At 68.1% G+C, this 13,078-nt stretch carries 15 protein-coding genes; 4 read left to right on the top strand and 11 right to left on the bottom strand.

Going from position 1 to position 13,078, the window contains the following annotated elements; all coding sequences use genetic code 11:
- Positions 1–5 precede the first annotated feature (5 nt).
- Positions 6–1,445, bottom strand: a complete 1,440-nt coding sequence (locus ACWHMB_RS15775; RefSeq protein ID WP_377482353.1) for a DEAD/DEAH box helicase — start codon at positions 1,443–1,445, stop codon at positions 6–8.
- A gap of 81 nt (positions 1,446–1,526) precedes the next feature.
- Positions 1,527–2,402 (bottom strand): KPN_02809 family neutral zinc metallopeptidase, encoded by an 876-nt coding sequence (gene ypfJ / locus ACWHMB_RS15770; protein WP_293222710.1) that lies wholly within the window; start codon positions 2,400–2,402, stop codon positions 1,527–1,529.
- Positions 2,403–2,501: 99 nt separating this feature from the next.
- On the opposite strand from ypfJ, the gene pcp reads away from it, so the two are divergent.
- Together pcp and ACWHMB_RS15760 are read left to right on the top strand one after the other, a co-directional pair.
- A complete protein-coding gene (gene pcp / locus ACWHMB_RS15765) occupies positions 2,502–3,131 on the top strand; it encodes a pyroglutamyl-peptidase I (RefSeq protein ID WP_377516462.1) in 630 nt (209 codons plus the stop codon).
- Positions 3,131–4,048, top strand: coding sequence for a delta(1)-pyrroline-2-carboxylate reductase family protein (locus tag ACWHMB_RS15760; RefSeq protein WP_377482349.1), 918 nt, complete (start codon positions 3,131–3,133; stop codon positions 4,046–4,048). The genes pcp and ACWHMB_RS15760 overlap by 1 nt, the downstream gene beginning before the upstream one ends.
- 83 nt (positions 4,049–4,131) lie before the next feature.
- On the opposite strand, the gene ACWHMB_RS15755 is transcribed toward ACWHMB_RS15760, so the two are convergent.
- From ACWHMB_RS15755 to ACWHMB_RS15720, 8 genes are all read right to left on the bottom strand, one after another.
- Positions 4,132–4,668: a murein hydrolase activator EnvC family protein gene (locus ACWHMB_RS15755; RefSeq protein WP_377482347.1), complete on the bottom strand. Its 537-nt coding sequence runs from the start codon at positions 4,666–4,668 to the stop codon at positions 4,132–4,134.
- Positions 4,669–4,698: 30 nt separating this feature from the next.
- Positions 4,699–5,265 carry a dCTP deaminase gene (gene dcd, locus ACWHMB_RS15750; protein ID WP_447648584.1) on the bottom strand — a complete coding sequence of 189 codons (567 nt, stop codon included), beginning with the start codon at positions 5,263–5,265 and terminating at the stop codon, positions 4,699–4,701.
- Between the two features lie 88 nt (positions 5,266–5,353).
- Complete coding sequence (locus ACWHMB_RS15745) at positions 5,354–6,436, bottom strand: BMP family ABC transporter substrate-binding protein (protein WP_377484839.1); 1,083 nt, start codon at positions 6,434–6,436, stop codon at positions 5,354–5,356.
- Positions 6,437–6,536: 100 nt separating this feature from the next.
- On the bottom strand, positions 6,537–6,917 hold the full coding sequence (locus ACWHMB_RS15740; RefSeq protein WP_293222720.1) for a type II toxin-antitoxin system PemK/MazF family toxin: 381 nt from the start codon (positions 6,915–6,917) through the stop codon (positions 6,537–6,539).
- Positions 6,911–7,168 carry an AbrB/MazE/SpoVT family DNA-binding domain-containing protein gene (locus ACWHMB_RS15735; protein WP_293222722.1) on the bottom strand — a complete coding sequence of 86 codons (258 nt, stop codon included), beginning with the start codon at positions 7,166–7,168 and terminating at the stop codon, positions 6,911–6,913. Before ACWHMB_RS15735 ends, ACWHMB_RS15740 begins: the two co-directional genes overlap by 7 nt.
- 84 nt (positions 7,169–7,252) lie before the next feature.
- Positions 7,253–8,308: an adenosine deaminase gene (locus ACWHMB_RS15730; protein ID WP_377484841.1), complete on the bottom strand. Its 1,056-nt coding sequence runs from the start codon at positions 8,306–8,308 to the stop codon at positions 7,253–7,255.
- The gene (locus ACWHMB_RS15725) at positions 8,305–9,303 is read right to left on the bottom strand and encodes an aromatic ring-hydroxylating dioxygenase subunit alpha (protein WP_293222732.1); all 999 of its coding nucleotides are present in this window, start codon (positions 9,301–9,303) and stop codon (positions 8,305–8,307) included. The genes ACWHMB_RS15730 and ACWHMB_RS15725 overlap by 4 nt, the downstream gene beginning before the upstream one ends.
- A 62-nt stretch (positions 9,304–9,365) precedes the next feature.
- Entirely contained in the window at positions 9,366–10,538 is a 1,173-nt protein-coding gene (locus ACWHMB_RS15720) for a BMP family ABC transporter substrate-binding protein (RefSeq protein WP_447648583.1), read from the bottom strand.
- A gap of 189 nt (positions 10,539–10,727) precedes the next feature.
- Between ACWHMB_RS15720 and ACWHMB_RS15715 the strand changes: the two genes are divergently transcribed.
- Together ACWHMB_RS15715 and ACWHMB_RS15710 are read left to right on the top strand one after the other, a co-directional pair.
- Positions 10,728–11,273, top strand: coding sequence for a helix-turn-helix domain-containing protein (locus ACWHMB_RS15715; RefSeq protein ID WP_377516474.1), 546 nt, complete (start codon positions 10,728–10,730; stop codon positions 11,271–11,273).
- Entirely contained in the window at positions 11,201–11,785 is a 585-nt protein-coding gene (locus ACWHMB_RS15710; RefSeq protein ID WP_377516475.1) for an IS630 family transposase, read from the top strand. Before ACWHMB_RS15715 ends, ACWHMB_RS15710 begins: the two co-directional genes overlap by 73 nt.
- A 101-nt stretch (positions 11,786–11,886) precedes the next feature.
- On the opposite strand, the gene ACWHMB_RS15705 is transcribed toward ACWHMB_RS15710, so the two are convergent.
- Positions 11,887–13,050, bottom strand: a complete 1,164-nt coding sequence (locus ACWHMB_RS15705; RefSeq protein WP_377479306.1) for a BMP family ABC transporter substrate-binding protein — start codon at positions 13,048–13,050, stop codon at positions 11,887–11,889.
- Between the last annotated feature and the right edge of the window lie 28 nt (positions 13,051–13,078).

Genomic DNA, 13,078 nt, shown 5'->3' with positions numbered 1-13,078 from the left:
CGCCCTCAGGGCGTCGGCGCCGGCGCCTTGAACAGCGCGGCCACGGCGCGCTTGGGCTTGATGTTGGCCGAACGGCCGGTGCGCGGGCGCTGGGGCGTGTCCCAGGCGGGCGGCGCCTGCTCGGCGTCGGTCTCGGCGGTGTAGGGCTGGCTGAAGAAAGGGTCGACCGGGGCGCTGGCGGCGGGGCGCGGCGGCGGGGCGCGGCGCTCGCCGCGCACGCGGCGGGCCTCGTCGCGGCTGTCGCCGGTTTCGTGGTCCTGCCAGCGGCGGCGGCCGTCGTTGGCGCGGCCGTGCGGGCGCTCGCCGTCGAACTCCAGGTGCTCCAGCTCGATCTTGGTCTTGAGCAGCTTTTCCAGCTCGCCCATCAGGCGCTGGTCGCCCCTGGTGACCAGGGTGACGGCCACGCCCGAGGCGCCGGCGCGGCCGGTGCGGCCGATGCGGTGCACGTAGTCCTCGGCGTGGAAGGGCACGTCATAGTTGAAGACCGCCGGCACGTCCTTGATGTCGAGCCCGCGCGCCGCCACGTCGGTGGCCACCAGCAGGTCGACCTCGCCGGCCTTGAAGGCTTCGAGGGATTTGAGGCGCTCGTCCTGGCTCTTGTCGCCGTGCAGCGCGGTGGTCTTCAGGCCGTCGCGCTCCAGCGCGCGGGCGAGGCGCGCCGTGCCCAGCTTGCTGTTGCAGAACACGAAGGCCTGGCGCAGCTGCTTGTCCTTGAGCACCTGGCGGATGGCGCGCCGCTTGTCGTCGTCGTCCAGCAGGTAGAAGTGCTGCTCGACGGTGGACGCGGTGGCGTTGGGGCGGGCGACCTCGATCAGCACCGGGTTTTGCAGATAGCTCTCGGCCAGGCGCTTGATCTCGGGCGAGAAGGTGGCGCTGAACAGCAGCGTGGTACGCTGCTTGGGCAGGTAGTTCAGGATGCGCTGCAGATCGGGCAGAAAGCCGATGTCCAGCATGCGGTCGGCTTCATCGAGCACCACGTATTCGACCTGGTTGAGCACCGCGGTCTTGGCCTCGATGTGGTCCAGCAGACGCCCGGGGGTGGCCACCAGCACCTCGACGCCCTGGCGCAGTTCGGCCGTCTGCGGCTTCATGTCCATGCCGCCGAACACGACGGCGCTGCGCAGCTGGGTGTACTTGGCGTACTGCTTGACCTGGTCGGCCACCTGCACCGCCAGCTCGCGCGTGGGCAGCAGCACCAGCGCGCGCACCGGGTGGCGCGCCGGCGAGAGCGAGGCGGTTTCGTGCTTGAGCAGGCGCTGCAGCAGCGGCAGCGAGAAGGCCGCCGTCTTGCCGGTGCCGGTTTGCGCGGCGCCCATCACGTCCTGGCCCGCCAGCACCACCGGAATGGCCTGCGCCTGGATCGGCGTCATGGTCTCGTAGCCCATGTCGGCCACGGCGCGCTTGAGGGGGTCGGCCAGCGCGAGATCGGAATATTTTGTCGTCATGAACCCGCTATTGTCGCACTTTGGCCACTTTTGAGGTCAAGTACACCGGCCGTGCCGCCGCCGGGGGGGTTCAGCGCGCCGTCACAGGCCTTGCGCGTTGAAGGTGTCGCAGGCCTGCACGCTGCCGGTCTTGAAGCCCTGGGTGAACCAGCGCACGCGCTGGGCGCTGGAGCCGTGCGTGAAGCTGTCGGGCACGGCGTAGCCCTGGCTGCGCTTTTGCAGCGTGTCGTCGCCGATCTGCTGGGCGGCGTTGATGGCCGACTCGATGTCGCCCGCATCCAGCCACTGCTTGGCCTGCTGCGACTTGTTGGCCCAGATGCCGGCGTAGCAGTCGGCCTGCAATTCGAGGCGCACCGACAGCGCGTTTTGCTGCGCCGCGCTGATGCGCCCGCGCATGGCGTCGACCTTGCCGGTGATGCCCTCCAGGTTCTGCACGTGGTGGCCCACCTCGTGCGCCACCACGTAGGCGCGGGCGAACTCGCCCGGCGCGCCCAGCTGGCGCGTCATGGTGTCGAAGAAGTCCATGTCCAGATAGACCTTCTGGTCGCCCGGGCAGTAAAACGGCCCCATGGCCGACTGGCCGGTGCCGCAGGCCGTGGGCGTGGCGCCGCGGTACAGCACCAGCTTGGGCGCGGGGTAGCGCTGGCCGGCCTGCTGGAAGATCTGGCTCCACACGTCCTCGGTCGAGGCCAGCACGGTGGAGACGAAGGCGGCGTTCTTGTCGTTGGCGGGCGGCGCATGGGCCGGCCCCTGCTGCTGCACCGGCTGCCCGCCGCCGCCCGACAGCACGCCGATGGTGGTGAGCGGGTTGATGCCGAACACGCCCCAGCCGATCAGCGCCACCACGATGGTGCCGATGCCGATGCCGCGCCCGCCGATGCCGAAGCCGCCCCCCCCGCCGCCGCCGCTGCGGCGATCTTCGACGTTTTCGGACTCGCGTTGACCTTCCCATCTCATGCTTGGCTCCTGCGGTGGCGCGCCTTGCGCTAAATTGACGCGATGGTAGCGCCATCGTCCCCTCGTCCGTCAACCCAATATGTCGCCGAACGCAAGCCGGTGCTGCTCACCGGTTTCGATGCCTTCGACGGCGATGCGATCAACCCCAGCTGGCTGGCCGCGCGCGCCCTGCACCGGCGGCGCATCGCCGGCCACGCGGTGCTGGCGGCGCAACTGCCCACGCAGTTCGGCGCCTCGCTGGCGCGCCTGTGCGCGCTGCTGGCCCAGCACCGGCCGGCGCTGGTGATCTGCCTGGGGCTGGCGGCCAGCCGCAGCGCGCTGTCGCTGGAGCGCGTGGCGATCAACGTCGACGATGCGCGCATCGCCGACAACGCCGGCGCGCGCCCCATCGACACGCCGGTGGTGGCCGACGCGCCGGTGGCCTACTTCTCGCGCCTGCCGATCAAGTCGATGCACGCGGCCATCCAGGCGGCGGGCATCGCGGTCGAGGTGTCGCAGAGCGCCGGTACCTTTGTCTGCAACCACGTTTTCTATGGCCTGATGCACCAGCTGGCCACCGCGCGCGGCTTTGCGCGCACGCGCGGCGGCTTCATCCACGTGCCGCCGCTGCCCGAGCAGGCGGCGCACGGCATGCCTCTGGCGCAGATGGTCGAAGGCCTGCGCATCGGCATCCGCACCGCGCTGACGGTGACGCGCGATGCCCGCCACGGCGCCGGAGCGGTGGACTGATGGCCGCCACGCTGGACGCCGGCCAGACCGCCGCCCGCCTGCCCTGGCCGGCGCTGGTGGACGAGATCGAGGCGCTGCTGCGCGACGCCAGCGTGCGCATTCCCGAGCGCATCGTCATGCCGACGGCGCCCGGCGCCGTGCTGTTCGTCATGCCCGGCTGCGACGCGCGCGTGGCCATGACCAAGCTGATCAGCTTCACGCCCGCCAACGTGGGCACGGCCACGCCCACCATCCAGGGCGATGTGACGGTGTTCGATGTTGCCAGCGGCACGCGGCGCGTGATCCTGGACGGCCCCACCGTCACGGCGCGGCGCACCGCCGCCGTGTCGGCGCTGGGCGCGCGCTGGCTGGCGCCCAACACCGCCGGGCCGATGCTGATCGTCGGCGCCGGCGTGCAGGGCCGCGCGCACCTGGAGGTGTTTGCGCAGGTGCTGGGCGTGTCGCGCTTCTTCATTGCCTCGCGCAGCGCGGCCAGCGCCCGGGCGCTGGTCGATCACGCGCAGGCGCTGGGCCTGCAGGCCGAGCTGGCGCCCGATGCCGACGCGGCGCTCGCCGGCTGCCCGCTGGCCGTCACCTGCACGCCCGCCAGCGGCGTGGTGCTGCGCGCGCTGCCGCGCCCTGACGCCTTCATCGCCGCCGTCGGCGCCTTCACGCCGCAAATGGTCGAGCTGGCGCCCGCGCTGTGCCGCCACATGGCTGATCGCGGCCGCATCGTGGTGGACACGCGCGAGGCCGAGCACGAGGCGGGCGATTTGCTGCAGGCCGGCATCGACGTTGCCGCCTGCCCCAGCCTGGGCGACGTGGTGCGCGCCGGCCAGCCCGGCGGGCGCGGGCCGGTGCTGTTCAAGAGCTGTGGCTGGGCTGGGTGGGATCTGGCGGCGGCGCGGTTGGCGGCACGGGGACCTGAAAAGGCGTGAAGGGATGTCTTCGGCGTTGGGTGCTGATCAGGTAATGGATGGCGTATTCGCTCCATTGCTCTGATCGTTCTGTGTGTCGGTTTTTATTTGGAAGTGCCTTGCTGTAGATAAGGCTGTGGATCGATGGCTTTCCCGCCCTGTCTCAGTTCAAAATATAGTTTGACTTGACCGGTTCCGCTGCTCCCCATTTTTGCAATCGGTTGTCCGGACTGCACAAAAACATTTTGTTGGACTAAGAGCTCGTTGGTGTGAGCGTAAGCCGTCAAAAAAGTATTTCCATGCTTTACGATGACCATCGTTCCATAACTTTGAAGGCCCGACCCAGCATATACAACGGTCCCCGCAGCAGCGGCGCGTACCAGGGCGCCTGCCTGAGTAGAAAAATCTAAGCCTTTGCTGCCAGATTGCCCATAGCTCTTGACAATCGATCCTTCGACTGGTTGTGATAGCAGAATTGATTCTCGTGTAATATTATTTGAAGCGCAGCCGGAAAGCAAAAATAAACTCAATGAAAATAATGCTAAAAGTCTAAACCAAGTTTGGGTTTTCATATTGAATTTCATGGAATTTTGCGGGCTGGAGATTACTTGTCGAATTCCGATTTCGGGAATTTGAAACAAGAATGGTATTGCAGCACTGCGAAGCACAGGCTACGCCTTGGGCAAAGTCACCCCGACCTGTCCCTGATACTTGCCGCCGCGGTCCTTGTAGCTGACTTCGCAGACCTCGTCGCTCTCGAAGAACAGCACCTGGGCGCAGCCTTCACCGGCGTAGATCTTGGCCGGCAGCGGGGTGGTGTTGCTGAATTCAAGCGTCACATAGCCTTCCCACTCGGGCTCGAAGGGCGTGACGTTGACGATGATGCCGCAACGCGCGTAGGTGCTCTTGCCCAGGCAGATGGTCAGCACGTTGCGCGGGATGCGAAAGTATTCCACCGTGCGCGCCAGGGCAAAGCTGTTGGGCGGGATGATGCAGACCTCGCCGTGAAAGTCGACGAAGCTCTTTTCATCGAAGTTCTTCGGGTCCACCACCGTGCTGTGGATGTTGGTGAAGATCTTGAACTCGGGCGCGCAGCGGATGTCGTAGCCGTAGCTGCTGGTGCCGTAGCTGACGATCTTGCGGCCATCGACCTGGCGCACCTGGCCCGGCTCGAAGGGCTCGATCATGCCGTGCTGCTGCGCCATGCGGCGGATCCACTTGTCGCTCTTGATGCTCATGGGGCGTCACTCAGTTATTGATAGCTGCTTGCGCAATCGGGATGCGCGCCAGAGCCCTATTTTGCCTTGAAATGGCCGGCGCTCCGATTCAGTGCGGCAGGCGCCCCTGCACGCCTTGCACCAGGTAGTTCATGCGCAGGATCTCGGCGTCGCTGGCGTGGTGTCCCTTGGCGATGCGCAGCTGACCGGTGTTGTCGCTCACCGGCCCGGCAAAGGGCTGCAGGCGGCCGGCGGCGATGTCCTTTTGCCGCGCCAGCACCTCGTCGCGCACGGCGGCGGGCACCCGGGGGCCGAAGGCCTCGATGCGCACCATGCCGGCCGCAACGCCGCCCCAGGTGTCACCGCTTTTCCATGTGCCATCGCGCACGGCGCGCACGCGGGCGATGTCGTAGGCGTCCCAGTGGTGGGTGACGGCGGCCAGCTGCGCGTGCGGCGCCACGCTGCGCATGTCGGAGTGGTAGGCGATGGCCAGCTTGCCGCGCTCCTCGGCGGCGGCCATGACGGCGGTGGACGCGCTGTGAAAGGCCAGCACGTCGGCGCCCTGGTCCATCAGCGTCATGGCGGCATCGCGCTCGCGCGGCGGGTTGAACCAGTCGTTCAGCCACACCAGCTTGACGGTGGCCGTCGGCGCGACGCTGCGCAGGCCCAGCGTGAAGGCGTTGATGCCCTGCAGCACCTCGGGGATGGGAAAGCCCGCGACGTAGCCCACCACCCCGGTCTGGGTCATGCGCCCGGCGGCGATGCCCGACAGGTAGCGCCCCTCGTAGTAGCGCGCGTTGGAGGTGGCCACGTTGGGCGCGCGCTGCACGCAGGTCTGGCACTCGAAGCGCACCTGCGGAAACTCGCGCGCCACGCGCAGCACCGGCTCCATGTAGCCGAAGCTGGTGGTGAAGATGATGTCGTTGCCCTGGCGCGCCAGGTCACGCAGCACGCGCTCGGCGTCGGGGCCCTCGGCCACGTTCTCGACGTAAGTGGTCTTGACCGCATCGCCCAGGGCCTTCTGCACCGCCTGGCGCGCCAGTTCGTGCTGATGCGTCCAGCCGGTGGGCGTGACCGGCGTGACGTAGACCCAGGCCGCGCGCGTGGGCGGCTGGGCCGGCGCGGGCGATTGGGCGTGCAGGGGGGCGAAAAAACAGGCGGCCGCCAGCGCGGCCACGAGGTTTTTGTACATGGTTGTCCTCGACATGGCCCCGGCAGTTCGATCAGCGCAAAGCCCGCCGGGGCGGGGGCCTTGCGAGCCGAATTTTATCGAATGCCCGGCGTCACCACGCTCAGGCCAGTTGAACGATCTGGTTGAGCACCAGCAAGACCTCGGCAAACGCGGCGTCGGGCAGGCGGCCGGTGGGGTGCGCCTTGCCGCCGCGCGCACGCCAGTCGAAGGACTTGGGTTGGTGGCACAGCACGTAGCTGGTCGTGCCCGCCTTGCGTCCCCGGGCGGCGCCGGCGGTGACGGCGAAGGGATTGCCGGCGTTGTAGGCGGCGGTGGTCATGGGCAGGCCGATGACCAGCGAGGTGCGGTCGTTGAAGGGGCGCGGCGACAGCACCAGAAAGGGGTGCATGTCGCGCATCTCGCGCCCGGCTTGTGGGTTGCAGTCGATCCAGATCACGTCCTGCCGCTCGGGCACCCAGGCGTTCTTGCGCGGGGCTACCACCGCTCGGAGCCCACGGAGGCGTCGACCGGCATCGCCTCGCCGCCGTGCAAGTCCGGGTCGAAGCGGGCCAGCCGCTGGGCCAGCGTGAGCGGCTCGTCGGCGATCGCCTCGATCACCACGCGCCGGCCTTCGACACGGACGCGCACGCGCTGCTCGGCCTGCAGGTGGGCCGCGCCGGCAATGGCGGCGGACAGGCGCACGCCCAGGTTGTTACCCCAGTGCTTGAGGGTGAGGACGGTTTCGTTGGACATGGCAGGTACGTCGCGGGATTGATGTTTAAACAAGTTTAAACAATCCCGGCCGACAATGCAAACCGCGCGCCGGGCGCCGCGCCCTCAGGCCGATGCGTCGTGCGCGCGCTCGAAGCTCTCGTTCAAGCGGTCCAGCCAGCGCTGTTTGGCGCTGGCGTCGACAAAGCTGGCCTCGAAGCTGTTGGCGGCCAGTTGCCAGGCGGCTTGCGCGTCCAGGCCGGTCGCGGCAAAAAGGGCCTGGAAGTTGGCGTTGACGTAGCCGCCGAAGTAGGCCGGATCGTCGCTGTTGACGGTGGCGCACAGGCCGCCGGCCAGCAGCTGCGGCAGGCTGTGGCGCGCGAGGTCGGGAAACACCTGCAGCTTCTGGTTGGACAGCGGACAGACGGTGAGCGGGACGCGCTCGCGTGCCAGGCGCTGCATCAGCGCGGCGTCGTGCACCGCCTGCACGCCGTGGTCGATGCGCTCGGCCTTGAGCACGTCGAGCGCGGCCCAGATGTAGGCGGGTGGGCCTTCCTCGCCGGCGTGGGCGACGATGTGCAGGTCCAGCTCGCGGCAACGCGCGAACACGCGCGCGAACTTCTCGGGCGGGTGGCCGCGCTCGCTCGAATCGAGCCCGACGCCGATGAACGCATCGCGAAAGGGCAGCGCCTGCTCCAGCGTCTCGAAGGCCTCGCGCTCGCTCAGGTGGCGCAAGAAGCACAGGATCAGCGCGCTGGAGATGCCCCGCTCGCGCCGCGCCTCGTCGCCTGCGCGCGCCAGGCCGCGGATGACGGTGGCCATGGGCACACCGCGCGCGGTGTGGGTTTGCGGGTCGAAGAAGATTTCTGCGTGGACTACGTTTTCGGTAGCTGCTCGCGCAAGATAGGCGCGGGCCAGCTCATAAAAGTCCTGCTCGGTGCGCAGCACGGCGGCGCCCTGGTAGTACAAATCCAGAAAGCTCTGCAGGTCGCCGAAGGCGTAGGCGCGGCGCAGGGCTGCGCTGTCGGCATAAGGCAGTGCGATGCCGTGGCGCGCGGCCAGGGCGAAGGCCATCTCGGGCTCCAGCGAGCCCTCGATGTGCATGTGCAGCTCGGCCTTCGGCATGGCCGCCAGCAGCGCCGGCAGCCGATCGGCCGCGACCGGCGGCACGCGCGCCGTCACACGATCACCCCGTAGCTGATGCCGCTGTCCTTCAGGTAGCGCCGGTAGGCGTTGGACATGCGGTCGACCGCGGCGTGGGCCTCGGCGCCGGGCGCCAGTGGCAGGCGCTTGGGGCGCTGCGATTCGAGAATGGGCTTGTCCTGGCTGAAGATGGTGTCCTGAAAGTCGATCAGCCGCGCGTCGGGCGACTCGAAGTCGTTCATCGCCATGCGCGTCCAGGCCACGCTGCTTTCCTCGCTGACGGGGCAGACGAACATGGCGATCGACTCCTGCATGCCCTCGATGGCGGTGGTGCCGGCCTCGGGCACCTTGGTCAGCACCGCCATGTAGGGCGCGGTGACCTCGTAGGTGTATTCGACCTGCGCGCCGCTTTCGGCGTGGATCGACGAGCGCGGCTGCCAGGCCTGGCAGCCGGTGGCCAGCACGCCGCAGGCGGTGCGCGTGACCTCGTAGGGCTCGATGGTGGTGTGCGCGCGGCTGCCCAGCCAGCCGTCGTGCACGTAGCCGAAGTGCGCCATGTCCAGAAAGTTCTCGATGATGCGCGGCGCGCTGGCGGCCACCATGTAGGGGCCGCTGGTGGTCTTGCGCAGACGGCTTTCGGCCTCGGCGGCGAAGGCGGGCAGGGCGTGGATCGGCAGCGGCTCGCCTTCGGGCGCGGCCAGGCGCACCCAGACCATGCCGTAGGCCTCGCGCGCCTCGTGCACGTGCGCGCCGTGGCGCGGGCCGGGCTGGAAGTCGGGCGTGGCCGGAATGTGGGTGCAGCGCCCGCCGCCCTCGAAGCGCCAGCCGTGATAGGGGCACTCCAGCTCGCCGCCCTGCACGCGCCCCATCGACAGGCGCGCGCCGCGGTGCGGGCACTGGTCTTGCCAGGCCTGGACGGCGCCGCTGCCGTCGCGCCACAGCACCAGGTCCTCGCCCAGCAGGGTGACGGCCAGCGGTTGGCCGCCCACGACGTGGCCGAGCGCCACCGGGTGCCACAGGGTCTGTTCCAGGATCGGGGTCATGTTCATGAATGAAAAACGGCTCTGGCCCGCATGCATCAAGCGCGAGCAGCTATTTATTTGGAAGTCGGTATGGTGCCCTCGACGCCCTTGACGAAGAAGTTGATGGCGCCCATCCAGGCATCGTCGGCGCGCGTGCCGGCGGCCAGCTGCTCCTTGCCGTTCACGTCCAGCACCGGGCCGTTGAAGACGTCGAAGCTGCCGTCCTTCATGCTGGCCTTGATCTTCTCGACCTCGGCGCGCACCTCGGCCGGGATGCGCTCGGACAGCTTGATCAGGTCGTTTTGCCCCTCGGGCACGCCCCAGCGCGTGACCTGGCCGCCCTTCCAGCTGCCGTCCAGCGCCGCCTGCACGGCCTTGCGGTAGTAGTGCGACCAGTTGGCGATGCACGAGCCTAGGTGGGCCTGGCCGCCGAACTCGCTCATGTCCGAGTCCCAGCCGAAGGCCAGCTTGCCGGCCTGGTTGACGGCCTGGATGACGGCGGGCGAATCGGTGTTTTGCAGCAGCACGTCGGCACCGCCCGTCAGCAGCGACTGCGCGGCCTCGGTCTCGCGCGGCGGGTCGTACCAGCTGTTGGTCCACACCACGCGGGTGACGATGTCGGGGCGCACGCGCTGCGCGCCCAGGGTGTAGGCGTTGATGTTGCGCAGCACCTCGGGGATGGGCACCGAGCCGACGTAGCCCAGCGTGCCCGTCTTCGTCATGTGCCCGGCGATGAGGCCGGCCAGGTAGGTGGCCTGGTAGAAGCGCGAGTCGTACACGTTCAGGTTGGGCGCGGTCTTGTAGCCGGTGGCGTGCTCGAAGCGCACCTGCGGAAAGTCCTGCGCCACCTTCACCATCGCCTCCATGAAGCCGAAGCTGGTGCCGAAGATCAGCGTGTTGCCCTGGCTGATCAGGTCGCGCAGCACGCGCTCGGTGTCGGCGCCCTCGGGCACGCTCTCGACCATGCTGGTCTGCAGCTTGCCCTCGAACTCGGCCTGCACCGCCTTGCGGCCCTGGTCGTGCGCATAGCTCCAGCCGGCGTTGCCGACCGGGCCGACGTAGATCCAGGCCGCCTTCAAGGGTCCGGCCGCTTCAGTGGGTGCCGCGGCCGAGGGGGCGGCGGCGGGCTGGTCGGCGGGTGCCGGCGCGGCTTCATCCTTTTTGCCGCAGGCGGCCAGGGTGAGAGGGGCCAGGGCGCCGGCGGCGGCCCATTGCAGCAGGTGGCGTTTGTGCGAGTCGATGGTCATGGGGGGATGAAAAAGATGGCCGGCGGCGCGCAGCGTGCGGCGCCGGGGCCTGAAGTTTACGCAAGCCGTCCCCCGCGTGATGAAAAAGGCCCCCACGCTCCCCACTGCGTGTGGTCGCTGCCCCCTAATTCCATTTCCATATCAATAGATCAATAATATCCATGTCACCGATCCCGCAAGGAGAACGACATGGCAAGAACAGCCCGAGGTGCCGACAGTCTGGAGTCGGCCCGTCAAATGCTGGCCGGCGCACAGACCGCTGAGCAGCTTCGCCAAGCACAGGCGGTGGTGTTGCCGCTGGACTATGGCTTGAGCCTGGAGCAAACCGCGCAGGTCATCGGCCGCTCCCCGGCGTGGACCTGCCGCTTGCGCAATCGCTTCCTGGCCGGCGAGGTTGCAGGTGACGGCCAGCGCCCCGCGCGCGGCGGCAGGCGCCACCAGAACATGACGACTGAGCAGGAGCGCCAGGTGCTGGCGCCCTTTCTTGATCGCGCTCGCACGGGCGGCATCCTGGTGGTCGGTCAAGTCAAGTGTGAAATCGAAGCTGCCCTGGGCCGTCCCATGGCGCTGTCCTCGGTCTACAACCTGCTGCACCGCCACGGCTGGCGCAAGCTGGCCCCCGACAAACGCCATCCGCAAAGCGATCCTTTGGCTCAAGAGGAGTGGAAAAAAAACTCCCCGAGCGCCTTGCCGAAATCTGCTCGCACTGGCCGCAGCAAGGCCCCATCAAGCTGATGTTCCAGGACGAGGCGCGCTTTGGACGCATCAACGACGTGCGCCGCTGCTGGGCGCCCAAGCCGGTGCGGCCGCTGTGCCAAGCCATGTTGACCCACGAGTACACCTACGCGTACGCCGCCGTCGATGTGGCAAGCGGCCAGTTGGACTCGCTCATCTTGCCTCACGTCAACACCGAGTGCATGCAGTTGTTTCTCGACGAGGTGAGCGAGCGTCACCCGCACGAGCGCATCGTCATGGTGCTTGACGGTGCCGGCTGGCATGCCAGTGGTGAGCTGCACCCGCCCGCCAACATGCGCCTACTGAGCCTGCCCCCCTATGCGCCGGAGCTCAACCCGGTGGAGCACGTGTGGGACGAGCTGCGCGAGAAGCGATTCCACAACCGCGTCTTCGACAGCCTGGAGGCGCTCGAAGATCACCTTGAGCTCGCCCTGCGAGACTTCGAGAGCAACTGCGAACGGATCCGATCCATCGTCGCCTGGCCGTGGATTATTGATGCGCTATTGAATTAGAAATGGAATAAGGGGGCCGCTTTTCATCTTGGGGCGGCCCGGCGATGAAAAAGGCGGCGGCGGGTTGCCCCGCCGCCGCCCTGGCCGAAGCCGGTGGGCGCTTACTTGGCGCCCGGCACCTTGCCTTCGACGCCCTTGACGAAGAAGTTGACGCCGCCCAGGAACTTGTCGTCGGCCACCTGGTCGGCCGCCAGCACTTCCTTGCCGTCGTTGTCCAGCAGCGGGCCCTTCCAGATGTGGTAGGTGCCCGCCTTCAGGCCGGCCTTGACCCCGTCGAGCTTGGCCTTGGTCTCGGCCGGCACGTCGTCGGCCACCGACACCAGGTCGATCGCGCCTTCCTTGACGCCCCACCACTGGTTGGGGCCGGTCTTCCAGGTGCCGTCCAGCACCTCGGACACCGACTTCTTGTAGTAGGGCTCCCAGTTGATGATGGCCGAGCCCAGGTGTGCCTTGGGCCCATAGGCGGTCATGTCCGAGTCCCAGCCGAAGGCGCGCTTGCCCATGGATTCGGCGGTCTTGAGCACCGAGGGCGAGTCGGTGTTCTGGAACAGCACGTCGGCGCCGCCGTTGATGAGCGAGGTGGCGGCCTCGGTCTCCTTGGGCGGGTTGTGCCATTCGTTGATCCAGACCACCTTGGTCTTGATGTTGGGGTTGGTCAGCTGCGCGCCCAGCGTGAAGCTGTTGACGTTGCGCACCACCTCGGGGATCGGCACCGTGGCGACCACGCCCAGCACGTTGGACTTGGTCATGGCGCCGGCGATCACGCCCGCCATGTAGGCGCCCTCGTAGGTGCGGCTGTCGTAGGTGCGCAGGTTGGGCAGGCTCTTGTAGCCGGTGGCGTGCTCGAACTTGACGTCGGGGTTGTCGGCGGCCACCTTCAGCATCGGCTCCATGAAGCCGAAGCTGGTGCCGAAGATCAGCTTGTTGCCCTGGGCCACCAGGTCGCGCGCCACGCGCTCGGTGTCGGCGCCCTCGGGCACGTTCTCGACGAAGCTGGTGACGATCTTGTCGCCGAACTCCTTTTGCACCGCCTTGCGCGCGTTGTCGTGCGCAAAGCTCCAGCCGCCGTCGCCCACCGGGCCGACGTAGATCCAGGCGGCCTTCAGCGGCTCGGCGGCGGCCGGGGCAGCAGCGGCGGCCGGCGCCGGGGCGGGCGCGGCGGCGGGGGCCGCGGCCTCTTCCTTCTTGCCGCAGGCGGCCAGGGTCAGGGCCGCGGCCGACAGCGCGGCCAGGCGCAGGGCGCTGCGTTTGTTCCAATCGATCATCGAAATGCCTCCGGTTGCGGGGGTGAAA

It is taken from the genome of Ottowia pentelensis, assembly GCF_964341695.1.
The sequence above is the reverse complement of the archived record's forward strand: the minus strand, read 5'-3'. Positions and strand labels throughout refer to the sequence as shown.

Excerpts from the sequence above, each read along its gene's own strand:
- ACWHMB_RS15715 (WP_377516474.1), top strand. The coding sequence starts at position 10,728 with ATGGCAAGAACAGCCCGAGGTGCCGACAGTCTGGAGTCGGCCCGTCAA.
- ACWHMB_RS15760 (WP_377482349.1), top strand. The coding sequence starts at position 3,131 with ATGGCCGCCACGCTGGACGCCGGCCAGACCGCCGCCCGCCTGCCCTGG.
- ACWHMB_RS15775 (WP_377482353.1), bottom strand. The coding sequence starts at position 1,445 with ATGACGACAAAATATTCCGATCTCGCGCTGGCCGACCCCCTCAAGCGC.
- ACWHMB_RS15705 (WP_377479306.1), bottom strand. The coding sequence starts at position 13,050 with ATGATCGATTGGAACAAACGCAGCGCCCTGCGCCTGGCCGCGCTGTCG.
- ACWHMB_RS15735 (WP_293222722.1), bottom strand. The coding sequence starts at position 7,168 with ATGTCCAACGAAACCGTCCTCACCCTCAAGCACTGGGGTAACAACCTG.
- ACWHMB_RS15745 (WP_377484839.1), bottom strand. The coding sequence starts at position 6,436 with ATGTACAAAAACCTCGTGGCCGCGCTGGCGGCCGCCTGTTTTTTCGCC.
- ACWHMB_RS15720 (WP_447648583.1), bottom strand. The coding sequence starts at position 10,538 with ATGACCATCGACTCGCACAAACGCCACCTGCTGCAATGGGCCGCCGCC.
- ypfJ (WP_293222710.1), bottom strand. The coding sequence starts at position 2,402 with ATGAGATGGGAAGGTCAACGCGAGTCCGAAAACGTCGAAGATCGCCGC.
- dcd (WP_447648584.1), bottom strand. The coding sequence starts at position 5,265 with ATGAGCATCAAGAGCGACAAGTGGATCCGCCGCATGGCGCAGCAGCAC.